The sequence below is a fragment of the Microlunatus antarcticus genome (assembly GCF_014193425.1).
GTDB lineage: Bacteria > Actinomycetota > Actinomycetes > Propionibacteriales > Propionibacteriaceae > Microlunatus > Microlunatus antarcticus.
Genome location: NZ_JACHZG010000001.1, coordinates 3,278,336 through 3,295,865 on the forward strand (window position 1 = coordinate 3,278,336; position 17,530 = coordinate 3,295,865).

Annotated in this window: 18 protein-coding genes; 7 read left to right on the plus strand and 11 right to left on the minus strand. The window is 72.5% G+C overall.

Annotation, left to right across the window (positions count from 1 at the left end):
- Positions 1-101 precede the first annotated feature (101 nt).
- From FHX39_RS15400 to FHX39_RS15410, 3 genes are read left to right on the plus strand one after another with little or no spacing between them, the layout of a single operon-like run.
- Positions 102-797 carry an ABC transporter ATP-binding protein gene (locus tag FHX39_RS15400; RefSeq protein ID WP_198423935.1) on the plus strand — a complete coding sequence of 232 codons (696 nt, stop codon included), beginning with the start codon at positions 102-104 and terminating at the stop codon, positions 795-797.
- Complete coding sequence (locus FHX39_RS15405; RefSeq protein WP_183339864.1) at positions 794-1,573, plus strand: ABC transporter permease; 780 nt, start codon at positions 794-796, stop codon at positions 1,571-1,573. Before FHX39_RS15400 ends, FHX39_RS15405 begins: the two co-directional genes overlap by 4 nt.
- A gap of 8 nt (positions 1,574-1,581) precedes the next feature.
- Positions 1,582-2,535, plus strand: coding sequence for a COX15/CtaA family protein (locus FHX39_RS15410; RefSeq protein ID WP_183339865.1), 954 nt, complete (start codon positions 1,582-1,584; stop codon positions 2,533-2,535).
- Here FHX39_RS15410 and FHX39_RS15415 read toward each other — a convergent pair.
- The gene (locus FHX39_RS15415; RefSeq protein WP_183339866.1) at positions 2,462-3,082 is read right to left on the minus strand and encodes an antibiotic biosynthesis monooxygenase; all 621 of its coding nucleotides are present in this window, start codon (positions 3,080-3,082) and stop codon (positions 2,462-2,464) included. The two genes, FHX39_RS15410 and FHX39_RS15415, sit on opposite strands and share 74 nt — an antisense overlap.
- A 246-nt stretch (positions 3,083-3,328) precedes the next feature.
- On the opposite strand from FHX39_RS15415, the gene FHX39_RS15420 reads away from it, so the two are divergent.
- Positions 3,329-4,849: a DEAD/DEAH box helicase gene (locus FHX39_RS15420; protein ID WP_183339867.1), complete on the plus strand. Its 1,521-nt coding sequence runs from the start codon at positions 3,329-3,331 to the stop codon at positions 4,847-4,849.
- A gap of 107 nt (positions 4,850-4,956) precedes the next feature.
- On the opposite strand, the gene FHX39_RS15425 is transcribed toward FHX39_RS15420, so the two are convergent.
- Positions 4,957-5,475, minus strand: coding sequence for a 2'-5' RNA ligase family protein (locus FHX39_RS15425; protein WP_183339868.1), 519 nt, complete (start codon positions 5,473-5,475; stop codon positions 4,957-4,959).
- Positions 5,476-5,612: 137 nt separating this feature from the next.
- Positions 5,613-6,560, minus strand: coding sequence for a heme o synthase (locus FHX39_RS15430; RefSeq protein ID WP_332836954.1), 948 nt, complete (start codon positions 6,558-6,560; stop codon positions 5,613-5,615).
- Between the two features lie 315 nt (positions 6,561-6,875).
- Between FHX39_RS15430 and tkt the strand changes: the two genes are divergently transcribed.
- The 3 genes from tkt to pgl all read left to right on the plus strand — a co-directional run bounded on the left by tkt (position 6,876) and on the right by pgl (position 11,128).
- The gene (tkt, locus tag FHX39_RS15435; protein ID WP_183339870.1) at positions 6,876-9,089 is read left to right on the plus strand and encodes a transketolase; all 2,214 of its coding nucleotides are present in this window, start codon (positions 6,876-6,878) and stop codon (positions 9,087-9,089) included.
- A 40-nt stretch (positions 9,090-9,129) separates the two neighbouring features.
- Positions 9,130-10,284, plus strand: a complete 1,155-nt coding sequence (gene tal / locus FHX39_RS15440; protein ID WP_183339871.1) for a transaldolase — start codon at positions 9,130-9,132, stop codon at positions 10,282-10,284.
- A gap of 94 nt (positions 10,285-10,378) precedes the next feature.
- Positions 10,379-11,128, plus strand: coding sequence for a 6-phosphogluconolactonase (gene pgl / locus FHX39_RS15445; protein ID WP_332836859.1), 750 nt, complete (start codon positions 10,379-10,381; stop codon positions 11,126-11,128).
- 12 nt (positions 11,129-11,140) lie between these two features.
- Here the strand turns inward: pgl and FHX39_RS21355 are convergent, their stop codons facing one another.
- The 8 genes from FHX39_RS21355 to whiA form a co-directional block, all read right to left on the minus strand.
- The gene (locus tag FHX39_RS21355) at positions 11,141-11,830 is read right to left on the minus strand and encodes a Pr6Pr family membrane protein (RefSeq protein ID WP_198423427.1); all 690 of its coding nucleotides are present in this window, start codon (positions 11,828-11,830) and stop codon (positions 11,141-11,143) included.
- The gene (locus FHX39_RS15455) at positions 11,827-12,174 is read right to left on the minus strand and encodes a hypothetical protein (RefSeq protein ID WP_183339872.1); all 348 of its coding nucleotides are present in this window, start codon (positions 12,172-12,174) and stop codon (positions 11,827-11,829) included. The genes FHX39_RS21355 and FHX39_RS15455 overlap by 4 nt, the downstream gene beginning before the upstream one ends.
- A gap of 62 nt (positions 12,175-12,236) precedes the next feature.
- A complete protein-coding gene (locus tag FHX39_RS15460; protein WP_183339873.1) occupies positions 12,237-12,596 on the minus strand; it encodes an RNA polymerase-binding protein RbpA in 360 nt (119 codons plus the stop codon).
- 116 nt (positions 12,597-12,712) lie between these two features.
- Complete coding sequence (gene secG / locus FHX39_RS15465) at positions 12,713-12,958, minus strand: preprotein translocase subunit SecG (protein ID WP_183341538.1); 246 nt, start codon at positions 12,956-12,958, stop codon at positions 12,713-12,715.
- 230 nt (positions 12,959-13,188) lie between these two features.
- Positions 13,189-13,974, minus strand: a complete 786-nt coding sequence (gene tpiA, locus FHX39_RS15470; protein ID WP_332836860.1) for a triose-phosphate isomerase — start codon at positions 13,972-13,974, stop codon at positions 13,189-13,191.
- Positions 13,975-14,030: 56 nt separating this feature from the next.
- Entirely contained in the window at positions 14,031-15,218 is a 1,188-nt protein-coding gene (locus FHX39_RS15475) for a phosphoglycerate kinase (RefSeq protein WP_183339874.1), read from the minus strand.
- A gap of 91 nt (positions 15,219-15,309) precedes the next feature.
- The gene (gene gap / locus FHX39_RS15480) at positions 15,310-16,314 is read right to left on the minus strand and encodes a type I glyceraldehyde-3-phosphate dehydrogenase (protein WP_183339875.1); all 1,005 of its coding nucleotides are present in this window, start codon (positions 16,312-16,314) and stop codon (positions 15,310-15,312) included.
- A 152-nt stretch (positions 16,315-16,466) separates the two neighbouring features.
- Positions 16,467-17,447, minus strand: a complete 981-nt coding sequence (gene whiA / locus FHX39_RS15485; RefSeq protein ID WP_183339876.1) for a DNA-binding protein WhiA — start codon at positions 17,445-17,447, stop codon at positions 16,467-16,469.
- Positions 17,448-17,530: the final 83 nt, after the last annotated feature.

Below are 17,530 nucleotides of genomic sequence, written 5' to 3' on the forward strand. Positions count from 1 at the left end.
GGGCGGCGCCCCGGTCGGCCGTCGTGACGGCCCTCACGCGGCCGTTCCGGCACGCGCCCGCCGCCTAGACTCACGGCGTGCCCAGCCCGTCCGGTCCCGCGCTGGAGGTGCGCGACCTCGCGGTCGACCTCGGCGGCCGGACGGTGCTCGACGGCCTCAGTCTCACGGCCAGGACCGGAGCCCTCACCGCGCTCCTCGGTCCCAACGGGGCTGGCAAGACCACCCTGCTGCGGTGCTGCACCGGCCTCGTCACCCCCGACGGCGGCGAGGTGCGCGTGCTCGGCCGGGCCCCCGGCTCGCCGGAGGTCACGGCGGCCGTCGGCCTCATGCCGCAGAGCACGGGCTCGTGGTCCGGGATCCGCGCGGTCGAGCTGCTGCGCTACCTCGCCTCGCTCTACGCCCACCCGCTCGACGTCGACGCGCTGGTCGCGCGGCTGGGCATCGGCGCGTACGCCCGCACCCCCTACCGTCGGCTGTCCGGCGGTCAGCAGCAGGCCGTCAACCTCGCCGGCGCCCTGGTCGGGCGCCCGGAGCTGGTGTTCCTGGACGAGCCGACGGCCGGCATGGACCCGCACGCCCGGCGCGCGACCTGGGAGCTGCTCCGCGAGCTGCGCGCCGCCGGCGTCTCGATCGTGCTGACGACCCACGCGATGGACGAGGCCACGGCGCTGGCCGACCAGGTCTGGATGATCGACCGCGGCCAGGTCGCCGCGTCCGGCACCGTCGACGAGCTGACGGCCGGCGGCGAGAGCCTGGAGAGCGTGTTCCTGGCCCGGACGCACGGGGTCGTCGGATGACCACGCCCCGCCTCCAGCCCGTGCTCGACCTCTCCCCCGCCCCCGGGGCCGCACCGGCCGGACGACGTGTCGTGCGGCACGCCCTCACCGAGCTCCGGCTGCTGGTCCGCAACGGCGAACAGCTCCTGCTCGCGCTCGTCATCCCGCTGGCGATCCTCGTGCTGGCCGCGGCGACGCACGGCCGGTTCGTGCCGCTCGCCTCCGCCGCGCCCTCGGTGCTCGGGCTCGCGGTGTGGTCGTCGGCCTTCACGTCCGTCGCCATCGCCACCGGCTTCGAGCGGCGCTACGGCGTGCTCGAGCGGCTCGCCGCCACGCCGCTGGGCCGCGGCGGTCTGCTCGCGGGCAAGGCCCTCGCGGTCGGCCTGGTGCTGCTCGGCCAGCTCGTCGTCCTGGTGACCGCCGCCCTCCTGCTCGGCTGGCGGCCCGCGTACACGGCGGGCTCGTTCCTGGGCAGCGCGGCCCTCGTCGTCCTCGGGGCGGCCACGTTCGTGGCGCTCGGCCTCCTCCTCGCGGGTCGGCTGCGCGCCGAGGCCACGCTCGCCGTCGCCAACCTGGTCTACGTCGTGCTGCTCGTCGGCGGCGGCCTGGTCATCGGCGTCTCCCGCTACCCCCGGGCCCTCCAGCCGGTCGTCGAGGCGCTGCCCACGGCCGCCCTGGGCGAGGGCCTGCGGACGGGCTCGACCGGTCTGCTCCTGGGCTGGCCCTTCGCCGTGCTCGCCGTGTGGCTCGTCGTCGCAGGGCTCCTCGCCCGGCGCTCCTTCCGTTGGACCGCATGATGGGAGGCATGGGGTTGCTGCGCTTGATCACCGGTCCCGTCGCGCTGCGCCGGTGGGCCGTCGCCGCGCTGGCGATCAACATCCTGATCGTGGTGACGGGCGGGCTCGTACGCCTGACCGCGTCGGGCCTCGGCTGCCCCACCTGGCCCCGCTGCAGCGAGAGCTCCTTCGTCTCCCACCCCGAGCTGGGCGTGCACGGCGCGATCGAGTTCGGCAACCGGCTGCTCACCTTCGTGCTCATCGCGGTGGTCGCGCTCACCTGGATCACCGCGCTCCGCCTGCGCGACCAGACCCGGCTCGAGGTCCGCGGGGGGCGCCGTCGCGACCTGCGCTGGCTGGCGGGTGGCCTGCTGCTCGGCATCCCGGCCCAGATCGTCATCGGCGGCATCAGCGTCCTCACCCACCTCAACCCCTGGGTCGTGGGGCTCCACTTCGTCGTCTCCATGGCCCTGGTCGGCCTGGCGGTCGGGCTCGTGCGGTCCACCCGCGGAGCCCGGGTCGTCCGGGTGAGCAGCACCTGGACCCTCGTCCTGGCCCGCGTCGCCTTCGCCGGCATGGTGGCGGCGGTCTGGCTCGGCACCGTCGTGACGGGCAGCGGCCCGCACGCCGGCGACCTGAACGCCGTGCGCAACGGCCTCGACGGCGTCCTCGTCACGCACCTGCACGCGGCGGCCGTCTGGGTGACGATCGCGGCCACGCTGGCCCTGCTGGTCGTCTGCCGCGCCCTCCCGGTGGTCCTGCTGATCGCGGTCGAGGTGCTCCAGGCCGCCCTCGGGCTCGCGCAGTACCACCTCGGTGTCCCGGTCCCGCTCGTCGCGCTGCACCTGCTCGGCGCGTCCCTCTCGGTCGCCGCGGCGACGAACGTGCTGCTCGCCGTCCGCCGCGCGCCTACGGCCCGGCCGGCCCCGGGTCCCGACGCCCGGACGGCGGACGTTCGAGCCACGGCCGGAGCCGCGCGGTGACGAAGGGCAGCACGACGTAGGTCATCACCGGGGTCAGGACGACCGTGGTGATCAGGACGCGCGCCGCGAGGGGCACGACGCCCCAGACCGGCAGCAGCGACACCAGCAGGCTGAAGACGAGGTTCGTCGGGAAGAAGCCGAGCCAGATGCTGACGGCCTGCTTCCACCGTGGCGGAGCGCTCCGGACCGGGCCCGCCGCCGGTTCGAGGAGCGACGAGGCCGGGACGTCGAACCAGCCCTCGATGCCCGTACGCCGCTCCACCCGGGCGTCGTGCACGAACTCCTCCCCGCTGCGGAGCCACCAGCGCCGTTCGTCCGAGGACTCCCAGCCCGCCAGCGAGGCCGCGTCGGCGAACCGGTAGAGGGTGTACCAGAGCGACGACGAGCCGTGGGCGCGCACCCAGCCCGAACCCAGGTAGCCGGGCATCCGGCTCGCCAGGCTGGTCCCGGTCTGCACCCAGGCCAGCGCCTCCGCCTGATGGTCGGCGTCCACCCGCCGCTCGATCGCGACGGTGATGGGCGTCTCGGCCTCCTGCTCGTGCTGCACGCCCCCAGTGAAGCCCGGGCAGATGTCGAACGCGTGACCCCGACGGCGCCGGCGTGACGAGGCGCACGCCCCTCAGGGCGGTGGTTGTCACTTCAACCTCTCGATGCGGCGCTATGATCAGTGCATCAGCTTGCTTTCGCTCCTGCCGCAAGCAGTCCGTACGTCGTAGCCCTCCGTGGCTCCGTACGAGGCGCCTCCCGAGAGAATCTCGGGCCGGTGTCGGCGGGACATCATGGACGGAACTCCTTGACCCAGCACGACTTCAGCACGCTCGGCGTGCCCTCTTCCCTCGTCGACGTCCTCGCCAAGCGGGACATCACCGAGCCCACCCCCATCCAGGCCGCGACGCTGCCCGACTCCCTCGCCGGGCGCGACGTCCTCGGCCGGGGCCGCACCGGCTCCGGCAAGACCTACGCGTTCCTGCTCCCCCTGGTCGCCCGCCTGTCGGCCACCTCGCCGAAGCGTCGGCCCGGTGCCCCCCGGGCCCTGATCCTGGCCCCGACGCGTGAGCTCGTCGGTCAGATCGAGGCGGCCCTCGCGCCGCTCGCCGCCACCACCGGCCTCACCTCCCGCACCGTCTTCGGCGGCGTCGGCCAGGGGCCGCAGGTCGCGGCGCTGCGCAAGGGCGTCGACATCCTCATCGCCTGCCCCGGCCGGCTCGAGGACCTGATCAAGCAGGGCCAGGGCAACCTCGGCGGCATCGAGATCACGATCATCGACGAGGCCGACCACATGGCCGACCTGGGCTTCCTCCCGGTCGTCCGCCGCCTGCTCGACCAGACCCCGCGCGACGGTCAGCGGATGCTCTTCTCGGCCACCCTGGACAACCAGGTCGACGTGCTCGTGAAGCGCTTCCTCACCAACGCGGTCGTCCACGAGGCCGACTCCGCGCTGTCCCCCGTCTCGACGATGACGCACCACGTGCTGCACGTCGACCGCGACCAGCGCCTGCCCGTCCTCATCGACCTGGCCAGCGCGCCGGGCCGTACGGTCGTCTTCACCCGCACCAAGCACGGCGCCAAGGCGCTCGCCCGTCAGCTCAACTCCAAGGGCATCCCGACGGTCGACCTGCACGGCAACCTGAGCCAGGGCGCCCGGACGCGCAACATGGACGCCTTCCACAGCGGCAAGGCCACGACGCTCGTCGCGACCGACATCGCCGCCCGCGGCATCCACGTCGACGACGTCGCCCTGGTCGTCCACGCCGACCCGCCGGTCGAGCACAAGGCCTACACGCACCGTTCCGGTCGTACCGCCCGCGCCGGCAGCGACGGCACCGTCGTCACGCTCGCCACGGGCGAGCAGCTGCGCGAGGTGCGTTCGCTGACCAAGGCGGCGGGCATCAACCCGACCACCACCCGGGTGCAGAGCATGTCCGACCCGGTCCTCACCACGGTCGCCCCCGGAGCGCGTGCGCTGCCGGGTGGCCTCGAGGTGCCCGCCTCCTCCGACAACGGCGGCGGGGACTCGCGTCCGCGCAACGCCGGCGCCGGTCGTCGTCGCGGCTCGGGCTCGGGCAGCGCGGCGCCGCAGGGCGAGTCCCGCGGTGGTGCGCGTGGCGCCGGTGGTGGTCGCGGTCGCAGCGCCCAGGGTCCGGCCAAGACCGGTCGTGGACCTGCGCGTCCGGCCTCCGGCGGTCGTCGTCCGACCGGTGGCGGTGGGGGCGGCAACTCCCTCGCCTACTCGACCAGCAGCTCGGGCTCCACGGGTGGCTCGGCCGGCGCCGGCAGCCACTCGGCCGCGAACTTCAGCACCGGTCGCCGCTGACCCCAGCGGTCACCGCCGCGGCCACAGCCGCGTACCTCGCAGCCAGCCGCACAGGTCCCGACCTGTGCGGCTGACTCGCCGGTACGCGGCTGTGGTCGTTCTCGGGGTCAGGTCAGGTCCCAGGCCACCTTCGCGTCGCCGTCCCAGCGGCGGGCGGTGCGGACGGTCGCCGTGAGGTCGGGCACCTCGCCCAGCACGGCCACGACCTCGCCGAGCTGCTCCACCCGTACGCGTCGCGCGAGGGTGACGTGCGGGCTCCAGCGACCGGGCGCGAAGTGGCTGTCGGGCTCGACGCCGCACCGTTTCGCGATCTGCGTCTGCAGGTCCAGCAGCGCGGCGCTCGCCACGACCTGACGCACCAGGACCACCTGCCCCCGCCGCGGTCCGAAGGCGAGCAGCGAGCCGAGCAGCAGCGGGAGCTCGAGCCCGGCCATCAGGTCGGGCCAGGCGGCGTCGACCTCGGGCGGGATCGACGGGCCCGCCCAGAGCGTCACGTGGGGGCGGTGCGTCGGGCTGGGCTCCACCCGCTGCTCGGTCGGCAGACCGGCCTCGGCCAGGCGTGCCCACTCCCCCAGCACGACCCCCTCGGACACCGGGTCGAGCAGGAGCTCCACGGACTGCGTCACGGACTCATCCTCGGCCCACTCCGCGCTCACTTCTGACTGCTCGTCGGAGCGTCAGCTCGGGATCTGCGCTCAGCACGCGCCGCGAGGCGGCAACGAGCAGTCAGAAGTGAGCGAGCAGCGCGCCCAAGGGGCAAGCGTCAGCGCAGGAGCGGGTCGACCGCGGCGGCGACGAAGATCAGCGCGAGGTACGAGTTGGACCAGTGGAACAGCCGCATCGGGCGCAGCGCGGCGTCGACGAGGCCGGCCCGGGCCCGCAGGTAGAGCTGGAAGGCCTCGACAAGGAACACGAGACCGGCCACGGCGGCGACCGACGGGTAGAGCCAGCCGGTGTCGGCGATCGGCCAGAGGGACAGCGAGACCAGCACCGTGACCACGCTGTAGATCAGCATCTGGCGCGCGACGTAGGGCGCGGACCGGACGACGGGGAGCATCGGGACCTCGGCCGCGGCGTAGTCGGCGCGGTAGCGGAACGCGAGCGCCCAGGTGTGCGGCGGGGTCCAGAAGAAGACGATCGCGAACAGCACGAACGGGGCCAGCGCGATGTGGCCGGTGACGGCCGTCCACCCGATCAGCGGGGGGAAGCAGCCGGCGATCCCGCCCCAGACGATGTTCTGCGGCGTACGGCGCTTGAGCAGCAGCGTGTAGACGAAGACGTAGAAGGCGTTCGCCCCGAGGGCCAGGAACGCGGAGAGCCAGTTGACGCCGTAGCCCAGCACCAGCGTCGCGGCGACACCGAGGACGGCGCCGAAGACGGTCGCGGACCGCGGACCGACCATGTGCCGCGGGAGGGCACGGCGCCGCGTACGCCGCATGCGCTCGTCGATGTCGCGGTCGAGCACGCAGTTGAAGACGTTGGCGCTCGCGGCGGCGAAGCAGCCGCCGAGCATGGTGAGCAGGACCAGCATCAGCGGCGGGACGCCCCGCGCAGCCAGGAACATGGCCGGCACGGTCGTGACGAGCAGGAGCTCGATGATGCGCGGCTTGGTGAGGTTGACGTAGGCCGAGACCACGTCCCGGGCCGAGGCCCTCGAACCGGTGCGGTCGGCCACGTCGCCGCGGTCCGCCGCGGCTGCGTCGCCGGTCAGGTCCAGGGCGGTCACAGGTTGCACTCTTTCACGTCCGGCACCTCGGGCCCAGCCGGCGGGCGGCGGGCGCGCAGCAGGCGCGCGGGGGTGCATCGCCCAGGTTAGTGCGCGGCCGTCCCGGGACGGCCGTACGACCGCGTGACCCGCGTCCCACGCCGTTCGGACGCACCCGCGCGTGACGTCTGGGTGAATGGTCGGTGCCCACCACGGGTAGGCCCTGTCCGTGAGCGCGCTCCGCTGGATAAGGTCAGGGCGTCGGAGTCGTCGGCGCAACCGCGGTCGGCGCTCCTCGCCTGCACCCCGGAAGGACTGCCTGTGACCAGCACTGCGACCACCTCCCCCACCGAGGACGACGTCTTCCCCGAAGGGTGGACGGACCTCGACACCAAGGCGGTGGACACGGTCCGCGTCCTCGCCGCCGACGCGGTGCAGAAGGTGGGCAACGGCCACCCCGGCACCGCGATCAGCCTGGCGCCGGTGGCGTACCTGCTGTTCCAGAAGGTCATGCGCCACAACCCGGCCGAGCCGCACTGGCCCGGCCGCGACCGGTTCGTGCTCTCCTGCGGCCACTCGAGCATCTCGCTCTACCTCCAGCTCTACCTCGGCGGCTGGGGCCTCGAGATCGAGGACATCGGCGCGCTGCGCACCTGGGGCTCCAAGACCCCGGGCCACCCGGAGTACGGCCACACCGACGGCGTCGAGATCACCACCGGCCCGCTCGGCCAGGGCATCGCGAACGCGGTCGGCATGGCGATGGCCGCCCGCCGCGAGCGCGGCCTGCTCGACCCGGACGCGCCCCTGGGCGAGTCGGTCTTCGACCACCACATCTACTGCCTGGCCTCCGACGGCGACATCGAGGAGGGCATCAGCTCCGAGGCGTCCTCGCTCGCCGGCACGCAGCGCCTGGGCAACCTCACGCTGATCTACGACCGCAACTTCATCTCGATCGAGGGCCACACCGAGATCGCGCTGACCGAGGACACGGCCGCCCGCTACGCCGCGTACGGCTGGCACGTCGCGACCGTCGACTGGCTCGAGGGCGGCGAGTACAAGGAGAACGTCAAGGCCCTGCTGGACGCCATCGAGGAGGGCAAGAAGGTCACCGACCAGCCCACCTTCATCCAGCTGCGCACGATCATCGCCTGGCCCTCGCCCACCAAGCAGAACACCGAGGGCGCCCACGGCAGCGCGCTCGGCAAGGACGAGGTGGCGGCCCTCAAGGAGGTGCTCGGCTTCGACCCGGCGAAGAGCTTCGACGTCGACCCCGAGGTCCTGGCCCACACCCGCGGGCTGCGCGACCGCGGTGAGGCCGCCCAGGCCGAGTGGCAGAAGGGCTTCGACACCTGGGCCGCCACCCGCTCCGACGAGAAGGCGCTCTACGACCGGATGGTCGACGACGAGCTGACCCCGGGCTGGGAGGAGGCGCTCCCGACCTGGGACGCCGACCCCAAGGGCGTCGCCACCCGCGCCGCCTCCGGCAGCGTGCTCACCGCGCTCGCTCCCCGCCTGCCCGAGCTCTGGGGCGGATCAGCCGACCTGGCCGGCTCGAACAACACCACCCCCAAGGGCCAGCCGAGCTTCCTGCCGACCGACCGGCAGACCGAGGAGTTCCAGGGGAGCCCGTACGGCCGGGTGCTGCACTTCGGCATCCGCGAGCACGCGATGGGCGCCATCCTCAACGGCATCAAGGTCCACGGCGGCACGCGTCCCTACGGCGGCACCTTCCTCACCTTCTCCGACTACATGCGCGGTGCGGTGCGGCTGTCGGCCCTGATGCGGGTGCCCGTCACCTACGTCTGGACCCACGACTCCATCGGCCTGGGCGAGGACGGCCCGACCCACCAGCCGATCGAGCACGTCTCCTCCCTCCGGCTCATCCCGGGGCTCGACGTCGTCCGCCCGGCCGACGCGAACGAGACGGCGGCCTCCTGGGCGGCGATCCTGCACAACTCCGACCGGCCGGCCGCGCTGATCCTCAGCCGGCAGAACCTGCCGATCGTGCCGCGCGGGGCCGACGGCTACGCCACCACCGAGGGCGTGGCCAAGGGCGCGTACGTGCTCAAGGAGTTCGGCGACGCCGACGCGGACAAGACCGTGATCATCGTCGCCACCGGTTCCGAGGTCCCGCTCGCGGTCGCCGCGGCCGAGGTGCTGGCCGGCGAGGGCGTCAAGACCCGCGTGGTCTCGATGCCGTGCCGCGAGTGGTTCGACGAGCAGGACGACGCCTACCGCGAGTCGGTCATCCCGGCCGCCGTCAAGGCGCGGGTCAGCGTCGAGGCCGGGGTCTCCGGCAGCTGGCGCGACATCGTCGGCGACGCCGGCCGGATCGTCAGCATCAACCACTACGGCGCGAGCGCCGACGGTGCGCTGCTGTTCAAGGAGTTCGGGTTCACCCCCGAGACCGTGGCCGCAGCGGCGCGCGAGAGCCTCGCCCACGCCGACGAGGCGGGAGCCCCGCTGCACGCGGCGGCCTCCGGCCCCAAGAACACCGGCGACCACGAGCCCGACGCCGGCGCCACGATCAGCTGAGCACCATCACACCCACCCATCTCGCGAACGAAGGACGACCATGAGCGATCGACTGAAGGGCCTCGCCGACGAAGGCGTGTCCATCTGGCTGGACGACCTGTCCCGCGAACGCCTGAACACGGGCAACCTCGAGGGCCTGATCAAGAACTCGTCGGTCAGCGGTGTCACCACCAACCCGACGATCTTCGCCTCGGCGCTCTCCAACGGGGCGGCGTACAACGACCAGGTGCGTGAGCTCGCCGCCCGGGACACCGCCGTGGCGGACGCCATCAAGGCGCTGACCTCGGACGACGTGCGCCACGCGTGCGACCTGTTCAAGGGCGTGTACGAGGCGACGAACGGGGTCGACGGACGCGTGTCCATCGAGGTCGAGCCCGGTCTGGCCATGGACACCGAGGGCACCACCGCCCAGGCGTCCGACCTGTGGAAGATCGTCGACCGGCCCAACGTGCTGATCAAGATCCCCGCGACGAAGCCGGGCCTGCCGGCCATCACCTCGGCCATCGGCGAGGGGATCAGCGTGAACGTGACGCTCATCTTCTCGCTCGAGCGCTACCGCGCGGTGATGGACGCCTACCTGACCGGTCTGGAGCAGGCCGCGGCCAACGGCCACGACCTCAGCCGCATCCAGTCGGTCGCGTCGTTCTTCATCTCGCGCGTCGACTCCGAGGTCGACAAGCGGCTCGACGCCATCGGCAGCGACGAGGCCAAGGCGCTCAAGGGCAAGGCGGCCATCGCCAACGGCCGGCTGGCCTACGCCGCGTACGAGGAGGTCTTCGCCTCGGAGCGCTTCGCCGCGCTGCAGGAGAAGGGCGCCAACCGGCAGCGGCCGCTGTGGGCCTCGACCGGGGTCAAGAGCCCGGACCTGCCCGACACGGTCTACGTGTCCGAGCTCGTGGTGGCCAACACCGTCAACACCATGCCGGAGAAGACCATGCAGGCCTTCGCCGACCACGGTGAGCTCACCGGCGACCGCGTGAGCGGGACCGAGGAGGAGGCGTCGGAGACCTTCGCGCAGCTGGAGGCCGTCGGGGTCGACCTCGACGACGTCTGGGACGTGCTCGAGAAAGAGGGCGTCGACAAGTTCGACAAGTCCTGGGCCGAGCTCGTCGAGACGGTGCAGACCGCCCTCGACGACGCCAAGAAGGGCAAGACGCCGGGCGAGTCGACGGACGTCGACGACCCCAACAGCTGAGAGCTGACCCTGACGCCGGACGGACCCTCGTGGTCCGTCCGGCGTCGTGTCTCCGCACCGCGCGGAGGCTGCTGCCGAAGGAGCGTGCCGCACCGTGCCCACCCCCGCTGAGATCGTCGTCCACGACGGCCCCGACGCCGTCGCCGAGGCGCTGGCCGCCCGGCTGACGAGCACCCTCGCCGACCTCCAGGCGCGGGGGCGCACGCCCCAGGTGTGCCTCACCGGCGGCGGCATCGCGACGAAGGCGTACGCCCGCCTCGCCGCCGACGGGCCCGGCGACGTGGACTGGTCGCGGGTCTCCCTGTGGTGGGGCGACGAACGCTTCGTCCCGGCCGGCGACCCCGACCGCAACGCCGACGGCACGCTCGACGTGCTGCGCGGTCCCCTGCGCCTCGACGAGCGCTTCGTGCACGTCATGCCCTCCTCCGACGGCGACCTCGACCTCGACGAGGCGGCCGCGGCGTACGCGGCCGAGCTCGGGAACACGGTCTTCGACGTCTGCCTGCTCGGCATGGGCCCGGACGGGCACGTGGCCTCGTTGTTCCCGGGTCACCCGTCGCTGCGGACGCCGGGTTCGGTCATCGCCGTCCGGGACTCGCCCAAGCCGCCTCCGGACCGGATCAGCGTGACCATGGACGTCATCGACCGGTCGCGCCAGGTGTGGTTCTGCGTGAGCGGGGCCGAGAAGGCCGAGGCGGTGGCGAAGGGGGTGCTGGGCACCGGTCCCGACCCCGTGCCGGCCGCGCTGGCCTCCGGGACCGAGGCGACGATCTGGCTCGTGGACACGGCTGCGGCCGCCGACCTGCCCGCCGACGTCGAGACCGTCGCGGGCTCGTCCCGCTAGTCGCGGCGGGAGTCAGGCGCGCGGGCGCCGGTTCCTCGGGCGCAGGCGCCCGTCGAGCGCCTTCAGCGCGACCGCGAGCACCAGCGCCAGGACGACGACCAGGCTCGTGACGCCGATCGCCCGCGGGTAGCCGAGGTCCGCCGCGTCCATAAAGGGGTACGGGTACCACCCCGTGATCGCCCCGCGGACGAAGGTGCCGACGATCCAGGCGACCGGCCAGACGAAGGCCCACGCGACAGCGCCCCAGGTGATCCGGGGCCGCGGCCCGACCAGCAGCCACACGCCGATCGTCGCGACGGGCGACACGATGTGCAAGGCGGCGTTCGTCCACAGGGCGAGCCCGTCGAGGTGCACGAGCCGCGCGAGCAGGGTGTTGTAGACGATCCCCGTGATGGCGATCGCGAGCAAGGAGTCCAGCCGCAGGACCCGCCAGGCCCGTCCGTCCCGCGTGGGCGCCAGGGCGAGGGTGATCGAGGCGACCAGCACGAGGACGTTGCTCTGGATGGTGAAGTAGCTGACCAGCCGGGCGAGCCGGATCGCGACGCCGGTGTCGGCCGCGGTCTCCCCCGTGTTCACGTCCGTCCCGCCCGCGAGGATCAGCCCGAGCTGGACGACGAGCGCGACCCGCACGACCAGCGCGACCGCCCCGTGCAGGTAGCGCGCGAGGACGTCGGGCCGAGCCGGGATGGTCGCGTCGGTCACCGCAGCTCCACGCCGTCGAGCAGCTCGCGCATCGTGCGCTGCGGGTCGGCGGACCCGAGGACGTTCTCCCCCCGCCGGAGCAGGCAGCAGACGGTCCGGGCGTGGTCGCCGCCAACGGTCCGGGTGGAGGCGACCCGGGCCTGCTCCCAGAGACAGGCGGTCTCGAGGACGTACGGCTGCAGGAGCTCCCAGGTGGTCCGGTCGGTCGTGCCGAGGAGGCCCGAGTTCATCGGGATGCCGGCCAGCCAGGCGAGCACCTCGTCGATGCGGTGGGCGTCGCGTACGGGGGCACCCACCGTTGCCCCGGCGAAGACCCCGAGGAACGTCGCGACCGCCAGGTCCACGGCGTCCGACGCGTACAGGCCCTCGAAGCCGGCGTACCGCGGAGGTGGCCGCGGCGGGACGGTCAGTAGATGACCTCGCCGCGCGCACGCCGGTCGCGCAGCGTCTGGAGCGCCTCGCTCAGGATCGTGGCGGCCTCGTGGTCGCTCCGCCGTTCCTTCACGTACGCAAGGTGCGTCTTGTACGGCTCGTTCTTCGGCGGGGGCGGGGGGTTCTTCGAGTCCAGGTTGGACGGCATCCCGCAGCGCGGGCAGTCCCACACCGACGGGACGGCGGCGTCGGCGGCGAAGGCCGGCCGCGTCTCGTGCCCGGACGAGCAGTAGTAGGAGACGTAGAGCCTCGCCGCGGTGTCCCCGCGCTCGGCCTCGCCCATCGGTCCTGCGCCGACCCGGCTACCCCGGATCGCACTCCCGCTACCAGCCACCGTCTGATCCCCCGATCATTGCTTGTGGGGCGAGCACATCACGCCCGTCGCCCGTGCACATCCTCGGACGTGCGAATGTGAGACGTCCGGTCGGCGCGCCGACGGAGGTCGTGGTCCTACGAGCCGAGCTTGTAGAGCAGCCCCAGCGCCACGATGCAGGCCAGCCAGATCACCGCGATGATGATCGTCAGCCGGTCGAGGTTGCGCTCGGCGACCGACGAGCCGCCCATCGACGACGAGATCCCGCCGCCGAAGAGGTCGGACAGGCCACCGCCGCGGCCCTTGTGGAGCAGCACGAACAGCGCCAGCGTCACGCTGGTCACGACCAGCACGATCGTGAAGATCAGGATCGGGGTGGTCATCAGGGGCACGAGCACAGGCACGCGCCAACTTTAACCCAGGCCCACGACGGGACCGTACGTCCGAGCGTCGGCACCCGTCGTGGCGGGAGGTCGGCCGGCCGACCCGCTCTGCACGAGAAACTGGCACTGGCCACACCAGATCTGGTGTGGCCAGCGTCGGATTTTCACGTGAACGTGAAGAACCTGTGACTCGTGGGGCAGGAACTGCGACGGCGGGTGCCGCGAGTGGGTCAGGCGGGCAGGTCGTAGAACCGCGCGATGGCGGAGAACTCGTCCACCTTGAGGCTGGACCCGCCGACCAGGCAGCCGTCCACGTCGGGCTGGGCCATGGTGGCCGCGACGTTGTCGGCCTTGACCGAACCGCCGTAGAGCACGCGAACCGTGTCGGCGACGGCGTCGGAGTAGAGCTCGGCCACGACGCCGCGGACCGCGCTGCACACCTCCTGCGCGTTCTCCGGGCTCGCGACCTCGCCGGTCCCGATCGCCCACACGGGCTCGTACGCAATGACGACGGAGGCGGCCTGCTCGGCCGTGATGTCGGCGAGGGCCGCGTGGACCTGGGCCTCGACGTAGGCGACGTGGTCGCCGGACTGCCGCACGTCCCGGCCCTCCCCGACGCAGATGATCGGCGCGATGCCGGCCGCGATCGCCTTGCGGGCCTTGATGTTGACCAGCGCGTCGTCCTCGTGGTGGTAGAAGCGGCGCTCCGAGTGCCCGACGGTGACGTAGCGGCAGCCGAGCTTGGCCAGCATCGCCGCCGAGATCTCGCCGGTGTACTGACCCGCGTCGTTCGCCGAGACGTCCTGCGCGCCGTAGACCAGCTTGAGCCGGTCGCCGTCGATCAGCGTCTGCACCGAGCGGAGGTCGGTGAAGGGCGGCAGCACGACGACCTCGCAGCGCGCCGGGTCGTACTTCTTGTCCTCCAGCGTCCAGGCCAGCTTCTGCACCAGGCCCACCGCCTCGACGTGGTTGAGGTTCATCTTCCAGTTGCCGGCCATCAGCGGCGTGCGGGGCACAGGTGGTCCTTCGTCTGCTCGGGAGTGGTGCGGGGGGACGTACGGGTGGTGCCGGCTCAGCCCAGGACGGCCAGGCCGGGCAGCGTCTTGCCCTCGAGGTACTCGAGGCTGGCGCCGCCGCCGGTGGAGATGTGGCCGAAGTCGTCGTCGGCGAAGCCGAGGTCGCGCACCGCCGCGGCGGAGTCTCCCCCGCCGACCACCGACAGCCCGTCGACCTCGGTGAGGGCCTGGGCCACGGCCCGGGTCCCGTTCGCGAACGCCGCCCACTCGGCGACGCCCATCGGACCGTTCCAGAAGACGGTCTTCGCGCCGCGGACGACGTCGGCGAACGCCTTCGCGGACTCCGGACCGATGTCGAGGCCGAGCTGGTCGGCCGGCATCGCGTCGGCGGCGACCACGGTCGGCGTGGCGTCCGCCTTGAACTCGGGCGCCACGACGATGTCGGTCGGCAGCACGATCCGCTTGCCGGTCGCCTCCGCCTGCTCGAGGTAGCCGCGGACGGTGTCGATCTGGTCGCGCTCGAGGAGGCTGGTGCCGACCTCGTGGCCCTGGGCCGCGAGGAAGGTGAAGAGCATGCCGCCGCCGACCACGACGGTGTCGGCGGTGCCGAGCAGGTTGGCGATCACGGCGAGCTTGTCCGACACCTTGGCGCCGCCGAGGACGACGACGTACGGGCGCTCGGGCGACTCGGTGAGACGCTTCAGCACCTCGACCTCGGCCAGCACGAGCCCGCCGGCCGCGTTCGGGAGCAGCGAGGCCACGTCGTACACGCTGGCCTGCTTGCGGTGCACGACGCCGAAGCCGTCGGAGACGAAGACGTCGCCGAACGCGGCGTACCTCTGGGCCAGCTCGACGCGCTCGGCGTCGACCTTGGACTCCTCGGCGGGCTCGTAGCGGACGTTCTCGAGCATCCCGATCTCGCCGTCGGCCAGACCGGCGACCATCGCCTCGGCGGAGGGACCGACCACGTCCTGCGCCAGCACGACGTCGGTGCCGAGCAGCTCACCGAGGCGCTTCGCCGCCGGGGCGAGCGAGTACTTCGGGTTCACCTGGCCCTTGGGCCGGGCCAGGTGGGCCATCACGACGACCCGCGCCCCGGCCTCGCGCAGCTGGGTGAGGGTCGGCACGGACGCCCGGATGCGGCCGTCGTCGGTGATCGTCTCCCCGTCGAGGGGGACGTTCAGGTCGCAGCGGACGAGGACGCGCTTGCCGCGCAGGTCCCCCAGGTCGGCGACGGACTTCATCTGGGCTCTCCTTGGGTCGTGCTTCGGGTGCCGGACGTGGCGTGAGCCCGCCGGAGGAGGACCTCCGACGGGCTCACAGGACGAGCCTGGCTCAGAGCGACTTGCCGACCAGCGTGACGAGGTCGACGAGGCGGTTGGAGTAGCCCCACTCGTTGTCGTACCAGCCGACGACCTTGACCTGGTTGCCGATGACCTTGGTCAGGCCCGAGTCGAAGATGCAGGAGCTCGGGTCGGTCACGATGTCGGAGGAGACGATCGGGTCCTCGGTGTACTTGAGGTAGCCCTTCAGGGGGCCCTCGGCGGCGGCCTTGAACGCCGCATTGACCTCGGCGACGGTCGTCTCGCGACCGAGCTCCACCGTAAGGTCGGTGGCCGAGCCCGTCGGCACCGGCACGCGCAGCGCGTAGCCGTCGAGCTTGCCCTTGAGCTGCGGCAGCACGAGCCCGATCGCCTTGGCGGCACCGGTCGAGGTCGGCACGATGTTCAGGGCCGCCGCGCGGGCGCGACGCAGGTCGGCGTGCGGGCCGTCCTGCAGGTTCTGGTCCTGCGTGTACGCGTGGATCGTCGTCATGAGGCCCTTGACGATCCCGAACTCGTCGTCGAGCACCTTGCCGAGCGGCGCGAGGCAGTTCGTCGTGCAGGACGCGTTGCTGATGATGTTGTGGCTGGCGGGGTCGTAGTCGCCGTCGTTCACACCCATGACGACGGTGAAGTCGTCGTTCTTGGCGGGAGCCGAGATGATGACCTTCTTGGCGCCGCCGTCGAGGTGCGCCTTGGCCTTCAGCCCATCGGTGAAGAAGCCGGTGGACTCGATGACGACGTCCGCGCCGATCTCGCCCCAGGGCAGGTTCGCGGGGTCGCGCTCGGCGTACGACTTGACGACCTTGTCGCCGACCTTGATGCCGCCGTCGACGACCTCGACGTCCTGGCCGAGCCGGCCGAGGATGGAGTCGTACTTGAGCAGGTGGGCCTGGGTGGCGTCGTCGCCGAGGTCGTTGAACGCGACGACCTCGATGTCCGCCCCGGAGGCCTGGATGGCGCGGAAGAAGTTGCGCCCGATCCGGCCGAAGCCGTTGATGCCGACACGCACGGTCATGAAGCAATCTCCTCGTCGATGGGGTCTGCCGGCCGCTGTGAACGGCCATCCGCCACGATAACGAAGTCGACGCACGCCCGTTACGACCGCCCGCAGACTGGTCTGATACCAGTAGGCCCGGTGGTTACGCCGTGGTTACACGGCCGACGACCTCAGTCGTCGAGCATGTCCGAGGTCAGCGACGCCTCGGTGCTCGGGATGCCGAGCTCGACGGCCTTCTTGTCGGCCGTGGCCAGCAGGCGCCGGATCCGGCCGGCGACCGCGTCCTTGGTGAGCTGCGGGGTGTGGAGCTGCCCCAGCTCCTCCAGGCTCGCCTGCTGGTGCTCGACGCGCAGGCTGCCCGCGATCCGCAGGTGCTCGGGGACGTCGTCGCCGAGGATCTCCAGGGCCCGCTCGACCCGGGCCCCGGCCGCGACCGCCGCGCGGGCGGAGCGGCGCAGGTTGGCGTCGTCGAAGTTGGCCAGCCGGTTGGCCGAGGCGCGCACCTCGCGGCGCATCCGACGCTCCTCCCAGGCCATCAGGGAGTCGTGGGCGCCGAGGTGGGTGAGCAGGGCGGCGATCGCGTCGCCGTCGCGGACGACCACGCGGTCGATGTTGCGGACCTCGCGGGCCTTGGCCGGGATGCCGAGCCGGCGCGCGGCCCCGACGAGGGCCAGCGCGGCCTCGGGCCCGGGGCAGGTGACCTCGAGGGCCATGGAACGGCCCGGCTCGGTCAGCGAGCCGTGGGCCAGGAACGCGCCGCGCCACGCCGCGATGCAGTCGCACAGACCCCCGCTGACCACCTGGGCGGGGAGGCCGCGCGCGGGACGCCCGCGGGAGTCGACCAGGCCGGTCTGACGGGCAAGCGCGTCGCCGTCCTTGACGACGCGGACCACGTAGCGCGTGCCGCGGCGCAGGCCGTTGCCGTTCACCACGACGAGGTCGCTGCTGTGGCCGAAGACGTCGGCGATGTCGGTACGCAGCCGGCGGGCGGCGGCACCGGTGTCGAGCTCGGCCTCGATCACGATCTTGCCGCTGACGACGTGGAGGCCGTTGGCGAAGCGGAGGGTGGTCGCCACCTCGGACTTGCGATCGCAGGGCTTCGTGACCTTGAAGGTCGCGAGCTCAGCCTTCACCTGCGCCGTCATCGCCATGCTGGGAATGATGCCACGCGTGTCACGGACCCCCAGAAGTTCCGGGAGGGGTGAGAATGCGCGGCGCACCGCCTGGTACGGGC